General features: G+C 39.8%; 15 protein-coding genes. 8 read left to right on the forward strand and 7 right to left on the reverse strand.

Features of this window, described 5'->3' with window-relative positions:
- The first annotated feature begins 591 nt into the window (after window positions 1–591).
- Window positions 592–1530 carry a tetratricopeptide repeat protein gene (locus tag BV372_RS04970; RefSeq protein WP_256973086.1) on the forward strand — a complete coding sequence of 313 codons (939 nt, stop codon included), beginning with the start codon at window positions 592–594 and terminating at the stop codon, window positions 1528–1530.
- Window positions 1531–1755: 225 nt separating this feature from the next.
- Here the strand turns inward: BV372_RS04970 and BV372_RS04975 are convergent, their stop codons facing one another.
- The 3 genes from BV372_RS04975 to BV372_RS04985 form a co-directional block, all read right to left on the reverse strand.
- A complete protein-coding gene (locus BV372_RS04975) occupies window positions 1756–2418 on the reverse strand; it encodes a phosphotransferase (protein WP_086684061.1) in 663 nt (220 codons plus the stop codon).
- Window positions 2393–3550 (reverse strand): glycoside hydrolase family 18 protein, encoded by a 1158-nt coding sequence (locus tag BV372_RS04980; protein ID WP_086684064.1) that lies wholly within the window; start codon window positions 3548–3550, stop codon window positions 2393–2395. Before BV372_RS04980 ends, BV372_RS04975 begins: the two co-directional genes overlap by 26 nt.
- Window positions 3551–3760: 210 nt before the next feature.
- Window positions 3761–4738: a carbohydrate kinase gene (locus BV372_RS04985; RefSeq protein WP_086684067.1), complete on the reverse strand. Its 978-nt coding sequence runs from the start codon at window positions 4736–4738 to the stop codon at window positions 3761–3763.
- A gap of 354 nt (window positions 4739–5092) precedes the next feature.
- Here BV372_RS04985 and BV372_RS04990 point away from each other — a divergent pair, with 354 nt between their 5' ends.
- The 5 genes from BV372_RS04990 to BV372_RS05010 all read left to right on the forward strand — a co-directional run bounded on the left by BV372_RS04990 (window position 5093) and on the right by BV372_RS05010 (window position 11181).
- Window positions 5093–5356, forward strand: coding sequence for a helix-turn-helix transcriptional regulator (locus BV372_RS04990; protein WP_045870570.1), 264 nt, complete (start codon window positions 5093–5095; stop codon window positions 5354–5356).
- A gap of 456 nt (window positions 5357–5812) precedes the next feature.
- Window positions 5813–6610 carry a DUF6391 domain-containing protein gene (locus BV372_RS04995; protein WP_256973087.1) on the forward strand — a complete coding sequence of 266 codons (798 nt, stop codon included), beginning with the start codon at window positions 5813–5815 and terminating at the stop codon, window positions 6608–6610.
- Window positions 6611–6727: 117 nt separating this feature from the next.
- Entirely contained in the window at window positions 6728–7726 is a 999-nt protein-coding gene (locus BV372_RS05000; RefSeq protein ID WP_086684069.1) for a glycosyltransferase, read from the forward strand.
- A 1033-nt stretch (window positions 7727–8759) separates the two neighbouring features.
- Window positions 8760–9935 carry a serine/threonine-protein kinase gene (locus BV372_RS05005; RefSeq protein WP_086684072.1) on the forward strand — a complete coding sequence of 392 codons (1176 nt, stop codon included), beginning with the start codon at window positions 8760–8762 and terminating at the stop codon, window positions 9933–9935.
- Window positions 9936–10107: 172 nt separating this feature from the next.
- A complete protein-coding gene (locus BV372_RS05010) occupies window positions 10108–11181 on the forward strand; it encodes a PstS family phosphate ABC transporter substrate-binding protein (RefSeq protein WP_086684075.1) in 1074 nt (357 codons plus the stop codon).
- A gap of 245 nt (window positions 11182–11426) precedes the next feature.
- Here BV372_RS05010 and BV372_RS05015 read toward each other — a convergent pair whose 3' ends face one another.
- From BV372_RS05015 to BV372_RS05025, 3 genes are all read right to left on the reverse strand, one after another.
- A complete protein-coding gene (locus BV372_RS05015) occupies window positions 11427–12431 on the reverse strand; it encodes a WD40 repeat domain-containing protein (RefSeq protein ID WP_086684078.1) in 1005 nt (334 codons plus the stop codon).
- 283 nt (window positions 12432–12714) lie between these two features.
- Window positions 12715–13017 (reverse strand): hypothetical protein, encoded by a 303-nt coding sequence (locus tag BV372_RS05020; protein ID WP_086684081.1) that lies wholly within the window; start codon window positions 13015–13017, stop codon window positions 12715–12717.
- A gap of 338 nt (window positions 13018–13355) precedes the next feature.
- The gene (locus BV372_RS05025) at window positions 13356–13526 is read right to left on the reverse strand and encodes a chlorophyll a/b-binding protein (RefSeq protein ID WP_086684156.1); all 171 of its coding nucleotides are present in this window, start codon (window positions 13524–13526) and stop codon (window positions 13356–13358) included.
- 411 nt (window positions 13527–13937) lie between these two features.
- On the opposite strand from BV372_RS05025, the gene ald reads away from it, so the two are divergent.
- A complete protein-coding gene (gene ald / locus BV372_RS05030) occupies window positions 13938–15029 on the forward strand; it encodes an alanine dehydrogenase (protein ID WP_086684084.1) in 1092 nt (363 codons plus the stop codon).
- A 190-nt stretch (window positions 15030–15219) separates the two neighbouring features.
- On the opposite strand, the gene BV372_RS05035 is transcribed toward ald, so the two are convergent.
- Window positions 15220–15456, reverse strand: a complete 237-nt coding sequence (locus BV372_RS05035) for a hypothetical protein (protein ID WP_086684087.1) — start codon at window positions 15454–15456, stop codon at window positions 15220–15222.
- A gap of 159 nt (window positions 15457–15615) precedes the next feature.
- Here BV372_RS05035 and BV372_RS05040 point away from each other — a divergent pair, with 159 nt between their 5' ends.
- Window positions 15616–18855 carry an NACHT domain-containing protein gene (locus tag BV372_RS05040; protein WP_086684090.1) on the forward strand — a complete coding sequence of 1080 codons (3240 nt, stop codon included), beginning with the start codon at window positions 15616–15618 and terminating at the stop codon, window positions 18853–18855.
- The last annotated feature ends 34 nt before the right edge of the window (window positions 18856–18889 follow it).

Here is an 18889-nt window from a genome sequence, read left to right on the forward strand (position 1 = left end):
TTGTAGTAAATATAACAAGATAATTTAATGAAAAAAATATATGTTGCAACAACAGACACAAAATGGGAAAAAGTTGCATTAAATATAACTTTTCTTACTGGCTATGAAAATAGAGTCAGTAAGTCGCTTTAATTTCTCGGGTCTATTTCCATCTCAGTGGACATCATTAAAGTCAGATGCCAAACTTTGTAAATTCTTTATGAAGACGATTTCCGCTTCTGCTTTCTACCATCTACTTACTTATAGCTTGGCATTGTTTGTAAACTTTGCTACTTTTAAACTAATAGTAAATAAGCGGCGCAGCTGTTATCAATCTGCGAGTTAAGGTTTTAGAGCCAAAAAAGCTGAAAATTCATCGTTAACTAAGTATAAATCCGTAGCTGTTATAAAAAATTTACTATATACAATTTAGAATGTGAAATCCTGCTAACGGTTTGAACAAGATAATATGAATCTTATTTAAAAAATGAACAACTTTACCAAATTAATACGTGACACTCCCCCAGGAAAATGCTACTTATTACTGTAAATAATTTTGGCTGCACTTAATACAGTCATGTTTAAGGTAGTAAATATAGTGCAATACTCAAGATGTTAGGAGAAAAGGAAAAAAATATTACGCATCTCCTCCAGAGGAGACTTACTTATTACCTGGAGAGGTTGTCAATCAGCCGACAAAGCCAAAATCATCAAGAAGAGCTAACTTGCTTAAGTCAGCTAGCAGCTATATATGAAAGACTATTTAAGTTTTCCCAAGCGTTGGAATACCATAAGCTACTTCTTGCCTTATCTCAGCGGATGGGTGCTGAAAATTGGCAGGAGGTTGCACTATACAACATAGGTAATTGTTATCGTCAACTAAGTCAATGTCATGAGTCTATTAAATATTTTACACAACTGCTAAAAATTACTTATAAGACAGGAAATAGGAGTTTACATATTGCAGGGTTATGGCGGCTAGGAAATAATTATCACAATCTTGGTCAGTATCAAAAAGCAATTGAGTGTTTCCAAAATCAGTTAGCTATTAGTTGCGAAATAAATGAGCGTATTTGCCAAAAAAGTGCTTTAGGATCGCTAGCAAATGTTTACCAGTGTTTAGGAGATTATCAACAGGCACTTAAGTATGAACAAAAGGCTCTTCTAATTGCTCATGAAATGGAAGATATTAAAGCCATAGGAGACTCGCTAGCAAATATTGGTGGGATTTATCTTCAGTTACAGCAGTGGCAAAAAACAATTACTTTTTGTAATCAATCACTTTTGCTCGCCAGAGAAATTGAAAACCAAAGCCTTGTGATGATTAGCCTTCACAATCTCGGTCAGGCATATAAAGGAATTGATCAGTATGAAAAAGCAATGGATTTTTTGACAACAGCCTTAGATATTTCTGATGAGATCGGCGACAAAAGAGTCAGAAGTGCTATTTTAAAAAGCTTAAGTAATTTGTGCAGCCAAATAAATTTGCTTGAGCAAGCAATTGAATACAATATCGAATCTTTAAGTATTAATCGCCAAACGGGTAATTAATTTAGATGAAGCATCTTTCCTAGTAAGGATTGGAACTACATAGCAACACTTGGGTAGTAATGCTCAAGCTTTAGCATACTATAAATAGTTTTATTGTCGTTGCTCGCGCATAGACACGCAAGGGCTTCCCGCAGGTTAAGCGTGTTCCTCGCGCTCACAAAACCATCGCAAACGACCTTCAAACCGCTGCAAACTGTTAGGGTGTTGCTGCCCAATAATATAGTTCTAGAGTAGCGTTTGAAAAGTGCGTGCTTCAATAAATAAATCCAATACCCGATCATCAATTTTCATACGGTAGCCGTTGAGTGCTGCATTGGCTCGCTCTACATCCTTGCCAAAGACGCGAGATGAGGCAACAAAACAGGCAATGTCCCAAACGATGGGTGCAATAAATGTGTCCTCCCAGTCAGCCCATAACACTCCACGTATGGTATTTAATACATTCGACGGGTTTGAGTCGCCGTGAACGGGTTGCATGGGTAACTCTAGTTGTGGGAACTTAGTTTTTAATCTTTCGTTCACTTGTAGGAGCATGTCTGCGTCCGCAGGGCTGAATACCCCCTGGCTGCGGAGTTGCGAGAAAATCGGCTCAGACTCAGACAACGCATCAAGGACGGGAAGCTCACCGTCGAAGTCTACCAGTGCTTCGTGACACTCACGCAAAGCTTTTCCGGCAGTGGTTGGATTTACTGGCTCGTCTAATTCTTGCACAAATTCCCAAAAGCTTAATACCAAACCCTTGTGGTGGTATGGACCAGGTGAAACTACTGTACTTGGAGGTATAACAGGTGCGCCTACTGCTGCCTGATGACTCGCGATCGCAACTGATATCCCAGCTAACTTTACTACTACCAAATCCCCATCAGTAGGGTAAAGGGTATGCAGCATTTTTGACAGCCTGAAGCAGAGGATCGCGAATCTCGGCTTCAGGTAGCCAACCAGCGCCAAGATCCCAAATAATCACGCCACCTAAGCCATTATTTGCCACATAATCAATCTTCGCCTGAACAGATATTTCGTCGTCATAGGAGATAAAACCGTCCGTAGCTGAACCCAGTGTATTAATTCTTAAATAGGCTGCCTGAGCAGTTTTATCCCAGTGGTAGACTTGTTTTTTGTAATAGCGATTGATAATTTCAAAGTATGGAATTGCTCCAAATGTGGGTATCTGGGTTTTATCCCATTTCTGTAGTGGCTCAAAAACACCACCCCACTTTTTCCCTTCAAAATCAATGCCAATCGCTAACTTGTTTGCTGGTACGCCTGCATCGATAAAGGCTTTAACAAGACCATCAGCAGAAGGAAGCAACTTACCAGTCGTAGGAAACTTGTTACCACCGTCATAAATTGGTGCATTGTGCCAAGTAACCCAACCAGGCCAATTTCCCGCTAAGTTATAGGAAATAATATTGATTTGCTCAAATTGGTGTTGCAACTTTGCAAATAGCTCGGGTCGGTCTTTGACAGCAGCAGTTAATATCGGCCTAGGAGTAATCAAGCTTAATTTCTGACTCAAAAGATTAATGAGCGCAGCATACTGCTGTTCATCCTCTTCTTTTACAGGTTGCCAATCAATATCAATACCATCATATTGTTCGCCACCATAGCCTGTATTATCATTGGTTAAAAATTTGACAAGATTATTAGTGAAAGCTTCAAGATTTTCTGAGCTGGTAGCGGCTCTAAATCTATTGCGTGTCGCTCCGTAAACTTCTCCTTGACCGTCTCTTCCTCCGAGAGCAAATAGAACTTTGGTTCCTGCGGCATGAGCTGCTTTCAACAGCGCCGCTGAGTTATCTGGGGTAATTTGATTAGTTTCAAAGTCCAAGCCTGCTGGGTCAGATAACAGACCATGCTGTTTATTCCCAGGTTTTACAGCAAAATGGATGATAGCAGTTACAGCGCTGTAATCAATATTCTGAGGATGTAAATATTCTTGTCTCCAACCGGGGTAATAGGCGCTAGTCCATCCAAGAATGCGTTTGCCAATAACTGGAATACTGTCGTCAGTTGTGTTCATACTGCCTCTTGAACCTACAAATTCTGCGATCGCTATCAAGTATCAGAACAAACTAAGCTACAAACGACATTGGTATTATTCCAGAACTAGCCTAATCAGATTTTTAGACAAAAATTGGGTGAACAAAGAAAGCCTACCAGTAGTAACCTGATTTTTTTGCAATTCAGGTTACTACTCTTTTCACATGGAATAAAACATCCAAGCTACCCTTTAAAGTTGATGGGAAGCCAGAAAAGCTTCGACTTCAGCCGCAGTTGGTTGGGAGGCGATCGCGCCTGGTTTAATAGTAGTCAAAGCACCCACAGCACTCGCATAGGTGACAATGCGTTTTACTGTTTCTGCATTGCTCAAGCTTTGGATACCATGCTGAAGTACTTGGTGAATAAACCCTGCCAAAAAGCTATCCCCCGCACCTGTTGTATCTACAACAGGCATAGAAAATGAGGGTAATTTGCCTTCATTCTCACCCAAGCAATAGGCACAACCGTTTTCGCCATCTGTCACCAGCACTCCTTCCAGTGAATCCCTACGATAAGTAATTGCGCCAGGGTCTTTTGTATCGAATAACCATTCCGCTTCTTCTTTGGAGAGTTTGACAAAATCGACTTGCTTAAATATTTCTTCAATTTTTTGCCGAGCAATTTTGGCATCTTCCCAAAAAACAGGACGCCAATTCACATCCAGCAAAATTTTTAGATCGTAATATTCTGCTAATTCTAGAGCGCGGCGAATTGCCTTTTCACTTTCTGGATAAGCTAATTCCAAAGTACCTAAAACTAGAAAATCAGCCTCTTGAAACAGGGAGTGGGGCAATTTTTCTGCTTGCAGGCGCGTATCAGCAAATTCAGTGGTATTATACTTGCCGAATCCAGCAAAAGTGCGATCGCCTGCCAAATCTCTGGTTACATAAACTTGTCGCGTTGGTGCTGTGGGATGACGTTGCACTCCTGCTGTGTCTACGCCTAGTTCTTGTAACAGCTTTACCAATTCATTCCCTGGTTGATCTTCACCAACAGATCCAATAAAACCCGCTGGCGTCCCCAGCTTTACTAAAGCACAGGCTACGTTAGCTGGTGCTCCTCCTGGGTAAGGAGTCCAGGACTTAACTTCTTCTAGCTTTAGCCCCAATTGATCGGCTAAACAATCAAATAAAATTTCACCGAGACATAAAACACGGGGATTGCTCATTTCATTTTAGGTTTTCGATTTGGGTGGAAGATTTTCCAGTATAAAATCTACAATAATCTGTGCTATCTGTCGCCCGTCCTTCATAGAATGAAATAGCAATTTTTGCTACTAATATTAAGATGTATATGCTTTTGCCCCCACGTTTCCTGGCATCTGTAAAAAGGCTGATTTTAACTAACAAATGGTAGTATTTAGTACAAGCATTTTGTCAATTTCATTACTATGAAGCAAAAATAAAAGGAAAATAATGGCAATTGTTATGCTAATAGCACTGAAAACACCTGCCTATAAAAGAATCTTCTAGAATTAGAGAGAGCGATTAAGTACATATACCAAGGGAGGATAGAATAAGTCATGGCTGCTGGCGAGTCTCAGACCCCTGTTAGTCTGTCAGACAGAGAACTGCAAATTATCGACTTAGTGGCCGCTGGCTTAACTAACCAAGAGATTGCAGGAAAACTGGAAATTAGCAAACGCACAGTTGATAACCATATCAGCAATATTCTCACTAAAACCCAGACGGAAAACCGAGTAGCTCTTGTGCGCTGGGCCTTACAGTGGGGCAAAGTCTGTTTGAATGATGTCAATTGCTGTCCTCTGCCTAACCATAACGATTAGACAAGTTGCTAGTAAGGACGCGATCGATGGCGTCTAATCCGGACATCATTGATTGCGTTATCACGTTCAAGTTCTTTTGGTTTACAGCCAAGGCAATGTGACGCTTAACAAAGAGTTCTGCTCTTCACGCCTTTGTTTCAGTGTGAACCTCTACCACAAACTGTTATTAGCGTCGCAATCAACCAGATTAGGACTGACGCAGGCTAGATGTAAGGGTGTAAGGGTTTTGAATACCTAAGCCCCTATCCCCTTATATCCCTGCACCCCTTGCTTAAATCCTTAATTTTTTCTTACTCATGCGTAAGTACTACAATAATTAATAGAGATGGGCTTTTATTGCCCAACTGTAAACTGCTATGTCTACTCATCAATAAAAATTAGCAATAATATTTTGCCGCAAGCGCTACATTTGAAAGAAATCTATGTTGCTCCATCGGCTTAGGGAGCAGTGTTCCTATGAATACTTCTACTTTTTTTTCAAGTGGCTTGTCTCCCTTTGACTTTTTCAGCTTTGATTTAACAGCACCTCTGACTGGAAACTTTCCAAAAGTTGCAGATCAAGCTACCCTGACACCAAGACGTACTCCACCCTTCGGGAACGCCTACCCCTTAAAAAGGGTTACGCCCAACCTCGAACGAGAAGCCTCACCTCGTGCGTCTACAGATTTTCCACAATCTACGCAAGACGCCGATCTACTCAAGCAGCTATCATTTATCCCTGGATTGAAAGAAATTTTGATGCTGCGACAAGTTCATGCCTTAGAACACGCTACTGTTTGGGTTTTGAGTGAATCAAATAGTGCCTATACTCCCAGCAGAGAATCTACCAATGTTCAAGTTGATAACGAACTATTAGGTGGTTTGTCTACAGAGCATGGATTCTACCTCTATGGTGAAGTGAATATCAGTGATTTAAGACGTGCAGTCACCCTGGCGTTACATCGCCTTACTAGTGGTGAATGGGATTTAGCTGTACATCCCCGTTGCGGCACCAATTTATCAGTAGCTATGCTGTTAACAGCTGGACTAGCTGTAAGTGTGCATTTTTTGCTACCATTCCGGCCAATTGAGCAACTAATAGGTTTGGGATTAGCCGCCACGACAGCAGCTGAACTCGCACCAGATTTAGGTTCTATGGCACAGCGCTACCTTACAACTGCTATTCCCTTTAATCTCAAAATTGAAAATATTATCCGTAAACGCGACGTTTGGGGACGCGAGGCACATTTTGTCCAGGTTAATTGGCAAGAGTAAGTAGTTAGTGGTGAATATCTGAATATTATTTATTCCGCTCTTGAAAGCGACATTTCTATTAAGATAGGGACTTACCGCTACGCGATTGTGCGCCCACGCATTTTCAGAGAGTAAGTAATGAGAAAGCTTTATTTCTTAGTTCCGGGGACAGATGGTAAATTTGCCTGTGGTGGTCTTTGGGCAGAGTTAAAAACAGTTAATTTGGCTCAGCAGATTTGTAGTGCCGATGTTGTAACTTACCGCCAACGGGAAACAGACAAAATTTTTTTAGACGATCTGCTCAAGGCAAAAAATTTAGATGATGTAATTTTTGTGATTAGTTGGGGATTTGATATTGCTCAACTTGCAGCTAAGCTTCAGAAATATAACGTTGTCTACCATGCCCACAGTGCGGGTTATAGATTCCGCTTGCCAGCCAGTATTCCGATTATTACTGTAAGCCGAAATACAATGGGATATTGGGGACAAAAGGCTCCTAACTCTTTGATTTATTATTTACCTAATCAAATTTCGGATGAATTTCAAAATTTACATCTAGAGCGAGATATTGATGTTTTAGTTCAAGCAAGAAAATCTTCAGAATATTTAATGCAAGCATTAATTCCTGAATTGCAGAAAAAATGTCGGGTATTTGTTGTTAATTCCTATGTTGAGGATTTGCCTGGACTCTTCAATCGCGCTAAGATTTATCTTTACGATTCTGCTGAATATTGGGCACAACAAGGTGTGAGTGAAGGATTTGGGCTGCAACCAATGGAAGCCCTTGCCTGTGGCTGTCAGGTATTCTCTAGTGTCAATGGAGGGTTATCTGATTACTTAGATCCTGGATTTAATTGCCATAAAATTGCTGGATATTCCAAAGAGTTTGATACGCAACGCATTTTAAAATTGCTTGAATCTCCAGTAAAGGGGACTTTGCCTGAACAGTTTTTTGCAGAGTATCGATACGAGAATATTATTAAGCGTTTCCAAGTTATTCTGGCTGAATTAAATGAATTTTTTGATCATAAAATTCAACAACAGTCAAATATCCCAGAGTTGACAAAAATACGTGTTGCTAAATTATTCACTCAGAGTATATACAGTAAGGTACGCAAGAAATATTTTCGGGGATAGTTAAACTAAAGCATCTTCTACAAGTGTGCTGATTTACTGTAACAGGGAATAGTGAATATTAAGTAGAATACTTAAGAGACCATTTATAAAGTAAATATTAAGTAGGGTGTGTTACGGCTATGCAAGGATTTGGGAGTTTGAGAGAGTGATTATTAGCCGTAACGCACCGAGAAAGATGGTGCGTTAAGCGTTGCTATAACGCACCCTACGATTTAAGCTTTACTTTATAAATAACCTCTAAACGAAACTTGCTGTCCAGCTCCTCGGCTTCTTGAAGAAGCTGGGATCTGCCAGAAGCGATCGCACGCCACCTAAAATAGTTATCACGACGAATTATTTAGCAAAAATATTAGTGAGTAGTATTGTAGTGTGATCGCTTCTGATAGATTTAAAAGTCAGTCTTTAGTAGTGCTAAAACTAATCGCTAACATATTTTAGGAAGTTATTTAAAATACATATTATTTTGTCTATTTTTATACTTAAATAATAGAATAATATTCTGATTGCTATGTAGCTTTAAAGGCTGAAATTTGAAATATACTGAGACTAACAGCCTCAGATAGTAAACTTTGTATCTGAAAAAAATTCAGCAATAAAACTGGATATATATTTAAAATAAGTAATATTTTTTACATATAAATATCATTTTTTGTAGTTATATACGATATTTTTTATACTTTACTACGTAGAATAATTTAAGATTAGAACATCTTCAGCAAAAGCTTTTAAGAATTACGGCTCTTAACTCCAGTCTTGTCAAGGTACGAGTCAAAGGAAGCAAAAAAATACAAAATGAAGTGATTTTTTGGTAAAATCACTTCATGTATTTTATGGCATTAAGAAGTATACAAAAATGGCATAAATTCACTAAGTTAGCAATGGTAAAACTATCCCTAAACCAATACCAAGCTTAGAAAAATCGCTTGGAATTTATATAAATATCAAGCAACTAAACAGACGGTAATTCGGAAGTTTAAGCAAACTCTACAAATAAATTTCACTGGTCAGCAATTTAGTAGGTAGGATACGCCACATGCGTCAGTACCCTCGCATTAGAAAAACACTCCAGCATCGCTACAATACTGTGACACAGTTAAAGAGTAGAGTATCTGGTGGTATTACTTACTTGCTATCAGGCGGCACACTGAATAAGCAACAGCATCCTTTAATCAAAAAAATACTAAAAAATCGCTTTCAGATTGTCAAACTCCTGGCTAGAGGAGGATCTGGGGATACTTACTTAGCGATTGATCTGGATTTACCAGGTCAACCCTATTGTGTTGTCAAACATTTTTATCCTAAACATCCTCATCCTGCTGTTGCGCCGATTGCCAAAAACCTATTTGACCGTGAAGCAGAAGGTTTATATCAGCTAGGTAACAACCATAACCAAATTCCTACCTTGTTTGCTCACTTTCATGAAGATGGGGATTTTTATTTAGTTCAAGAATTTGTTGACGGTTATGACTTGACGCAAGAGATAGTACCAGGTAAACCTCTAAGCGAAGAAGCAGTCTTTAATTTATTGAAAGACATCCTAGAAGTGTTGGTCTTCGTCCACCAACACAAAATTATCCACCGGGATATTAAGCCGCAAAATCTCATGCGGCGGCACTCCGATCAAAAGATTGTACTGATTGACTTTGGAAGTATTAAGAAAGTAGGTATTCGGGGAGCTACCGTCACAATTGCTGTTGGCACTCCTGGCTATATGCCAAGCGAACAAGCCAAGGGAAAACCAAAAATTAGCAGCGATATTTATGCAGTAGGCATGGTTGGGATTCAAGCTTTGACAGGTCTAATGCCTGAGCAACTAGAAGAAGATCTTGAGACTGGAGAAGTAATCTGGCGTGACAAGGTACAGGTAAGCGATCGGCTAGCAGATATTTTAGACAAAATGGTTCACGAACGCCATAACCAGCGTTACCAATCCGCAGCAGAAGCTTTGCAAGCCCTGATTCCTGATATGGCGTTGCCACAGTACTCTGAATCTGTTGGTAAAGATGAAAACGCTGACGATCAGGATTTACTACTTTATAGAAAGTTTATTCTATTACTGGGGATAGGCTTCGGCATTGTTACTAGTGTGTTAATACTAATTTTAATATATACATTTTTACGTATGAGTATAGCACCGCAAAACCAACCAACTCCAATACATACATTTATAGAAAAGTTTGTTGACTCACCATCTGCTTATGTGGATTAGCCAATAGTTCAGAGACGGTTAAATAAAAATTAGTAATTAGATGATTGTTCTGGCTACAAAAGAGCAAATTTAATCTAATTACACGAGTGACTAACTAATAATTACAGGGTGCTTTATCGATTTAATATCTAGGATTTTTATAGGCTCAATGTAAATCAACAACATTAATAATATGGACAATACAAACCAAGGAAAATCTTTGATTAAGGGAGACGTTGCCATCTTCCTGAGAGGTTTAATTATTGGCAAAGTGCTAACACTTATGGTGATTGGCGGACTGCTCTGGTGGTTGCTCAAGCCTGGCTTGTTGTCTCGTAACAACAGCGATTCTTCTAGTCAAAGTCTCAAGACCACCTCTAGTAATGCATCCACTTTTGGGTCACTTGCTGATGTGCCAACCGACTCATTCAACTACGGTGGTAGCACAGCTTGGGCACCTATTCGGCAAGTAGTAGATTCTCAAATTCTAAGTGCCCGACCTGAACTAAAGTTGCGCTACCTAGACCCTGTTAACGGTAGTCCTGGTTCTACCTCAGGTATCCGGATGTTACTGAATGGACAATTAGACTTTGCTCAGTCTTCCCGTCCCCTTACAGATGAAGAACAAACCATTGCAAAAAAGCGAGGTATCACGCTAGAGCAACGTCAGGTTGGCATTGATGGGATAGCGGTGGTAGTTAATCCTTCGCTGAAAGTGCCAGGTTTAACTGTTGACCAATTGCAGCAGATATATTTGGGGCAGGTTACTAACTGGAATCAAGTAGGGGGTCCAAATCTACCGATCACACCTTTTTCGCAACGACCAGAGAATGCAGACACAATCATCTTTTCTAGCAATAGTGGCTTGAAACAACGAGCACTTGGCTCTAATGTCAAGTATGTCTATTCAACTACAGAGGCAGTCCGCCAACTCAGCAAAACTCCTGGTGGTATATATTACGCTTCTGCCCGTGCAGTTGTACCTCAATGTAGAGTGAAACCTTTGCCACTGGGTCGCACTGCTGCCGATTTAGTTTCCCCATACCGCGAACCCCTAGTATCACCTGAGCAGTGTCCACGCCAACGCAACCAGGTAAATACTGAAGCCATCAAAAATGGCAGCTATCCAATAACCTCCAACTTGTTTGTGATTATTAAACAGAACAAAGGCCAAGAACACAAGGTTGGAGATGCCTATGCCAAACTTTTACTTACCGACCAGGGACAAAAGGCAATTGAGCAAGCTGGTTTTGTAAGCGTTCGCTAGTAAATATTTAATAGACTTCTTGCGAAAATAGTAAGTGAAATGTTGTTTCGCCAATGCAAAAAAAACTTTGGGAAAATGATGCAGATTACTCAAAGTAATGCATTTTCTATTGCACAATGATTTGTGGCGATCGCACTTATTAATTCAGATACCCAACTTCTTGAAAAAGTCGGGTATCTATTCTTAGTTAATCGTCCAGTAGCAGTCTTTTGAAATTCACAGATCATTGAAGATTTCCATAACAGCTAATTGCGTTTTGGTGGAATTCCCCAAACCTTAATTTGTTTATCAAAACCACCACTGGCTAACATTTGCCCATTCGGACTAAAGGTGATCGCACTTACCCAATCAGTATGGCTGTTGAGTGTATTGATTAATTCACCTGTGGTTAAATCCCACAACTTAATACCATCTTTACCAGCACTGGCTAGGGTTTTGCCATCAGGGTTGATAGAAATAGCATTTACCCAGTTGTTATGTCCTGTAAGGGTACGGATTAGTTCGCCAGTCTGAAGATTCCATATTTTAATAGTGCGATCGCGGCTAGCAGTGACAATGGTTGCCCCATCTGGGGTAAAAGCTACACTACTAACTAAATTGGAATGTCCTACATATGCGCGAATTAGTTTTCCTGTACTCAAGTTCCACAGTTTAACCACACCTTTATTGTCTCCACTAGCTAGGGTTTGACCATCAGGGCTAACTGCTAGGGTATAAATAAAGTTATCAAAGCTGGCTAGAGTAGCAAGAGGACGCTGCTGCGGCAAATCCCACAAACGAATTCCATCTATAGCACCACTGATCAGAACTTTACTATCAGGAGATACAGCTAAAGACAGCACATTAGTACTGTGCCCAACAAAAGAGCGTTTAAATTTCTGATTTTTTAAGTTCCAAAGATTAATTGTGTAATCGCTACTACAGCTGGCGAGGGTTTGTCCATCTGGCGAAATCACCAAAGATTCTACGGCTGTTTTGTGTGCTTTGCGAATAGTCCCCACTCGTTCGCCTTTTGTTAGATTCCACAAGCGAATTACGCCCTCATTTTCAGCACCGCCACTGGCAAGAATTTTGCTATCTGGACTGAAAGCTAGAGATTTAACAGTTCCCCCATGACCCTGAAGGGTGTAAATTAATTGAGGATTAGTAAAGCTGGTTCTAACTTGTAAGTTTGGTACTTCAAGAGCCGCATGAGCAGTTTTAATGGAAAACCCCTCCCAGATTGTGACTGGAAGGGTAATAGAAGCCATAAATGCCAAGACAATATACGGGCGAAGCACAGAATAATCCCTATCTTTTCCCTCGCTCCTCACTGTTTTTTCTCATTTTGTAACGCCTGTTGCTACCGTACTCTACTCTCCAACAAGCTGCCCTCCGGGCGTATACTGGTTCTCTTGTGGAGTATGGCAAGCTTTGACTGAGTTGTAGCAGCCCACACCAAAAACTTCACTTGGTAAAAGTTCAAGTGAAGCACATCCAAAACCTCGCTACCTTACCAAGGCGCTGGCTCTAACTTATGTAGCATTCAGTACTCTATTTCTGGTGGGGTGGTTTTTTCTTCGTCACAGTTAGCATGGGTAAAGTTGGACTAGAGGAGCGCGATGGTAAGTAATGTTGCACCACAGGTTCCTCTTCTGGTAAAGGGCGGCGTTGCTGGATGCGCCACAGTTTGACACCGAGGCTGATTCCTGCTGTCACTAAACCAAAAGTAAATAATGACCAGCTATCATCTAATCCACCAATCAGCGCGTCTACTACGCCCATAGTAATTAATAAACTAATTAGTGGCTCTTTCCGGTAGGATGACTTTAAAAAACGAGGAAATATAACATTCATCACAGTTTGCTTTGATCCCGATTGGCTTTTATGTCAATTTACCGAGAATACCTCACCCGCAATTAGACCGTTTTTGGCCTTTCTGATGTCAAGGCATTTTCACGTATTATAATTATCTTAAGTAGGAGAGGAAGTGTAGTAATTAATCCTCTTGCACCTATAAATGCAAGTTCCGGATAAAACTGTCACTTTTTGTTTGCCTCTTAGCCATAGACGGTAAGTCGTGGGAGGTAGTTTCGCTATCTGTTGCTTAAGTTAAAACCAGCTAGAATACCCAGCTGGTCAAAACTCTTCTAATTACTAGCTTACAACTTTAACGCCTGTGCTTTGTGGCAGCACTACTTGAGACCGAGCCATGATAGCACGCCTTGATTGGTTAGGTATTCAATTACCACCATCAAGATGAAGCCAATCATTGCAGCTCGACCATTTAATCGTTCGGCATATTCATTAAAGCCAAATTTAGGCTCCTCTAGTTTGGGTGTAATAGTTGGCTTTGGTTGTGTCATCATTAACAATTCCTCTCTTCTTGTCGGCAAACGAAATTGATTGTAAGAAGTCTGTAAACGCTGCGGCTTTTCGCAGAATCGCTTCCGACCTAGTGCCATAGCCACTGGTCTTCAGACATCAGAACTTCCGTAGGTGTTGAAGTGAGTTGCCATCTCTGGAACTCAAGCAACATAGCTTCAGAAATCCAGCAGCAGCTTTTTGGGACGAACCCATGTAAACAACTGTTTACAATTTTTTATTATTCTTTATATATTTTAGAAAGACTAGGGCAATAGTCAAGGGTAAGAGTTGGTAGCACCTCAAAGGAAGTAGAGAAACTTAAGGCCATTTAGTTAGCTATCCCTAATACGGAAGTAGCCAGTCTGAGACTGGCAGGCTAAAGTGAAACCAAAATTTATCAGAGGCTATAAATGGAAATCGGCGTTCCCAAGGAAACCAAGGATCAAGAGTTTCGGGTAGGTTTGAGTCCTTCGAGTGTGCGGGTGTTGAGTGAAAATGGTCATGCTGTTTTCGTTCAGACACAAGCAGGTATTGGTGGCGGATTCACTGATGAGGACTACATCAGTGCTGGGGCGAAGATTGTGCCCACACCAGAAGCAGCTTGGAATCGAGAACTCGTTGTGAAAGTTAAAGAACCTCAAGCAACTGAGTATAAATTTTTGCAGAAAGGACAGATATTATTTACTTATCTGCATCTAGCAGCCGATCGCAAATTGACTGAACATTTAATTGATTGTGGCACTTGTGCGATCGCTTATGAAACTGTAGAACAACCTGGTTTAAACAAACTCCCTTTGCTCACACCGATGAGCATTATTGCTGGACGGCTATCCGTACAATTTGGTGCAACCTATTTAGAACGACACCAAGGTGGTAGAGGTGTTCTTTTAGGAGGTGTTCCGGGAGTCAAACCAGGCAAAGTGGTAATTTTAGGCGGCGGAGTCGTTGGTACAGAAGCAGCTAGAATTGCCGTAGGTATGGGCGCGATCGTGCAAATATTGGATGTAAATGTTGATCGCTTATCCTACTTAGAAACTCTGTTTGGCTCTAGAGTTGAATTGCTTTATAGCAACTCTGCCCATATTGAAGCCGCCGTTAAAGAAGCTGACTTGCTTGTTGGTGCGGTTTTGCTGCCTGGACGTAGAGCACCAATATTAGTATCCCGCGAATTGGTACAACAAATGCATTCTGGTTCTGTAATTGTGGATGTTGCCGTTGACCAAGGCGGTTGTGTAGAAACTTTACGCACTACCACTCACACCAATCCAGTTTATGTGGAAGAAGGTGTAGTGCATTATGGCGTTCCCAATATGCCAGGTGCAGTACCTTGGACAGCTACCCAAGCACTCAACAACAGTACCTTACCGTATGTTGTCCAGTTAGCAAACTTGGGTATTAAAGCGTTGGAAGTTAACCCTGCACTTGCTAAAGGTGTAAATGTCCATAATCATCGCTTAGTGCATCCTGGCGTACAGCAGGTATTCCCCGATTTAGTCAGCTAAGTCCACAACAAACTTAATATTTATAGGAAGTTTGCATTTAGAAGGCTTTTCCAGAATTCAGCCTGACAGGTGTGGCATTTATACCTAATTAACCAGAATACCTTCTAGGCTAGTAGCGATTAGATACTTTACCAGATACGAAATTTCGTGTCTGGTAAATTTTCACATGTCAACGCGATCGCTTAATATCTTATCTATGAGCTGGAGGTATGAGTTTGCGATCGCTCTTTTTCTCCTCATCCTCCAGACGACTGACTTGTTGCAGTACTGGAATGCATTGGTTAATCAGCCAAATCAGAGTTTCTGTTACCGACTCTTCTTTTTGAATGCGGTCTACGGCTTGCATACCAGCTAATAGAATTTTCAGACTTAGCAACACAGCGATTAATTTTTGGCTTAGACGGGAATTAGATTTCTTAGCTGACATTTCATTCACCTTTTTGGTTTACAAGGTGAATTATTTTTTTAGGTATTTCCTCAGACACCTTCCCCATGCGCTCACTATAATGCTTGTATCATCCAGGTTTACGGCTTGGGGAACCTTGCCTGTTTGGGTAGTGCTAATTTCTTAAGATTGTCTTTATAAATGCCAAGGAATATTCGTTGGGATGAATCGGTTTTAGATAACGCGCTAACTTTGATAGAAGCTTTACTGCAATTATCCGAACAGCAATCAGAAAACTTACAACCAAAACCCCAGCTTTATGTTGATTGGGAAGCTGATAAACTGCGAGTTACAGGATACACAACCAAACTGACATCGGGAAGAATAGCCAGAACAGTTGAGGTAGGTACAAAAAAAGAACATCTACTCAACTGTGTTAAAGCCGTAAACAAAAGCTTAAAACTACCTCAGCGTAAAAGAGAATCTGGTAGTAATCACTCAGAAAGAGAGTTACAGGAAATCCAGTATGTCTTCGACAGTCTTAGAGAGTTGGGACTGTTGGCGGAAGATAGCAACAAGACTAGAAAGAATCAAGGCTATTGGAAATTTACGCTGACACTAAAACATCAAACTGCATCAAAGCAAGAGAATCTGGGAGTAGTAAAGCAGAAGTGGAACGAACATCCCAAGACAAATTCTTCAGCGACTTCTAAGATTACCCAAACAACAGATAAAAGCATCGACTGGCGTGAGATTTGCTACAAGATGCTGGAAGCGCAGCAAGAATCTGCAAAACTTAGACGCAAAGCCACAGAAAAAGGATTTGAAATTAATGTTCATATTCTATTAGGTTTGGTGGAACGCAAACACCAACAACGCCGAGGTGAACATGAAAATAGAGAACTAGAAACTGTTTATGAGTTAGAGAAAGAAGTCATTGTCAAAAATTATGAACATGACACATTTCTGCAAGAAGTAATTGGACAAAAACCAGCTGGGAACCACAAGCATATTGCCATCATCGGAGAACCAGGTGCAGGGAAGACAACTTTATTAAGTAATATCGCCTCTTTTATTAAATCCAAAACTGAAGATTTAACCATCTTTATTTCTCTTGCTAACTTACAAGAAAAGACGATTGAAGACTATTTACTGAAAATATGGCTACCTCAAGCTATCAGATTAGGTAAACCTAATGTTGTCGTCACTCCAGAAATTGAAAATCAGTTAATCGAACGCTTTAGCAAAGGAGGCGTTTGGCTGCTGTTAGATGGTGTGGATGAAATGGGTGAAAGTTCTGCTATCCAATCATTAACCAAAATTAATCAAGAACTTACAGAATGGTTGAGACAAGCAAGAGTTGTGCTGACTTGTTGCTTAAATGTATGGGATATCAATGTTAACAATAAACTGACAGGTTTTGACACTTATAAAACCCAGGAGTTTCAATCAGACCAAATTGACGACTTTATTCAGCAATGGTTTACCTGCGCTGAACAGCAACAGCGCGGTGAAGAGTTAAAAGTAAAATTAAAAGAAACTAAACATAAAAAAATCCGCAGCTTGGTAAAAAATCCTCTGCGGTTGGCACTATTATGCCAAACTTTTGATATCGATCAAGGAGAACTACCAGAAACTAAAGCCGCGCTTTATCAGAGATATCTCCGCTATTTCTATGAGTGGAAATCTGAACATATTCGCGAATTAATTAACTCTGATGAATTAAAGAATGAGTTACATCAAGCTTTAAGCAAATTAGCTTTTGCAGGTATTAACAGTGCAGCTAGATTTCGCCTGAAGCGGAGTTTAGCACAGCAGGAAATGGGTGAACAGTTATTTAACTTAGCCTGTGATGTTGGTTGGTTAAATTTAGTAGATAGATTAGCAGGGAGTGATGAAGAAGTTTATGCTTTCTTTCATCCTAATTTTCAAGAGTATTTTGCGGCTTTAGCAATTCCTGATTGGCATTTCTTTTTACGCCACAATAACAAAATAGAATTGCCAGATTATAAGTCTTTTGGAACTCTTTTTAATCCTAGTAACTATGACTATTTTGCAGGGCAAGAAATAGGAACTTGGACGAATCTACCAAACTGCAACAAAAAACTGTATAACTATTGTTTAGAAAATAACCAAAAAGATTGTGTATATCGTATTTTTGAACCGCAATGGCAAGAGGTAATTTTATTGTGGCTAGGGCGAGAAATAAATAAAGATTTTATCAAGAGCAAGGAAGAATTTATCAAATTACTGGTGGAATTTAATGATAATTGTTTAGGCTTTTATTCTTTCAGAGCTTATTTTTTGGCAGCAATGGGTATTGTAGAATTTAAGAATTGCACTTGCACTAACAGTAATGATATTGTGGCACAGCTTTTTGAATGGAGCCTTGGTCATTCTGATGATAATCCCATTTGCAAGGCAGCTATGGCAATATTACCACAATTTGATTATGTACGGTTATCTAAATACCTAGATGATATAGAAAAATCTTTTGAGGATAATCTAGATGATGAGCTTTCTTTGATGAAAAGAGAAGCTATGAATAGTATCTACTTCACTCTGTTTTGTGATAATTGCGATGAGCATGGGCAAGATAACTCTAACTTGAATTCAAGTGATTATTCAATTGAGCATGAAAATATTTATCCAAATGTAATTACAAATTTTGGCGAAATTAATGATGAAATAGATACTTTAATAAGTCTATTGTACTCTAGCCAGAATCGGACAATTATTTTGAGGTCTGCTTTGGACTTAATAGATGTTCTTACAGACGGTTTGCTTATGAGAAAAGTGGTCATAGCTTTAAGGGATTGTTTAAGCATAGATCAGTTTGTTGCAATTCCATCTCATGGAGAGCCTTTTGCGTCTTATGAAAATCAATTTTATTGTTTTAAATGTTGCTACTTAGTCCTCTGGCATTGCGCTCAAAATATGTCCTATCCAGATTTCTACAATGCTTGGTATCAAGGAAGTTATGAAGATGACAATATAGAAGGTAAAGAAACTCTTAACCAAATTAACTTTATTCAAAGCTTGCAAGCTACCATTAAACAAGACACTCAAATCAGCCAAACTATCCAGCTAATTGGTATCGACACCAGTAATTTTATTGATTTAGATAATCCCGCTGTTGAAATTTATGCGGAAATGGTTGCACAAGGATGTCCAGAACGCACTACTGGAGAACCAGCAACTATGCAAGCGCTGAAAGTTTATTGCAAATTGCTCAAAAGTGACAAGCGCGTGGTTTTAGTGTTTTATCAAGGTATGGGTTTACAATTACAACAATTGAGCGATCGCTTTCTTAATGACCTCAGTAAATTTGATGGGTCTATTTGTGTCATTAGCAATCAAATCATAGAAAACTTTCCCTTAAAATTTTTTACACCCAGCCAATCAATCGATAATGTCATACTGTGGCTGCGGACTCTATAAAGATGGAATGAGTAAAGTTTAGAAATTTGTAACC

It is taken from the genome of Nostoc sp. T09, assembly GCF_002154695.1.
Lineage (GTDB): Bacteria > Cyanobacteriota > Cyanobacteriia > Cyanobacteriales > Nostocaceae > Aulosira.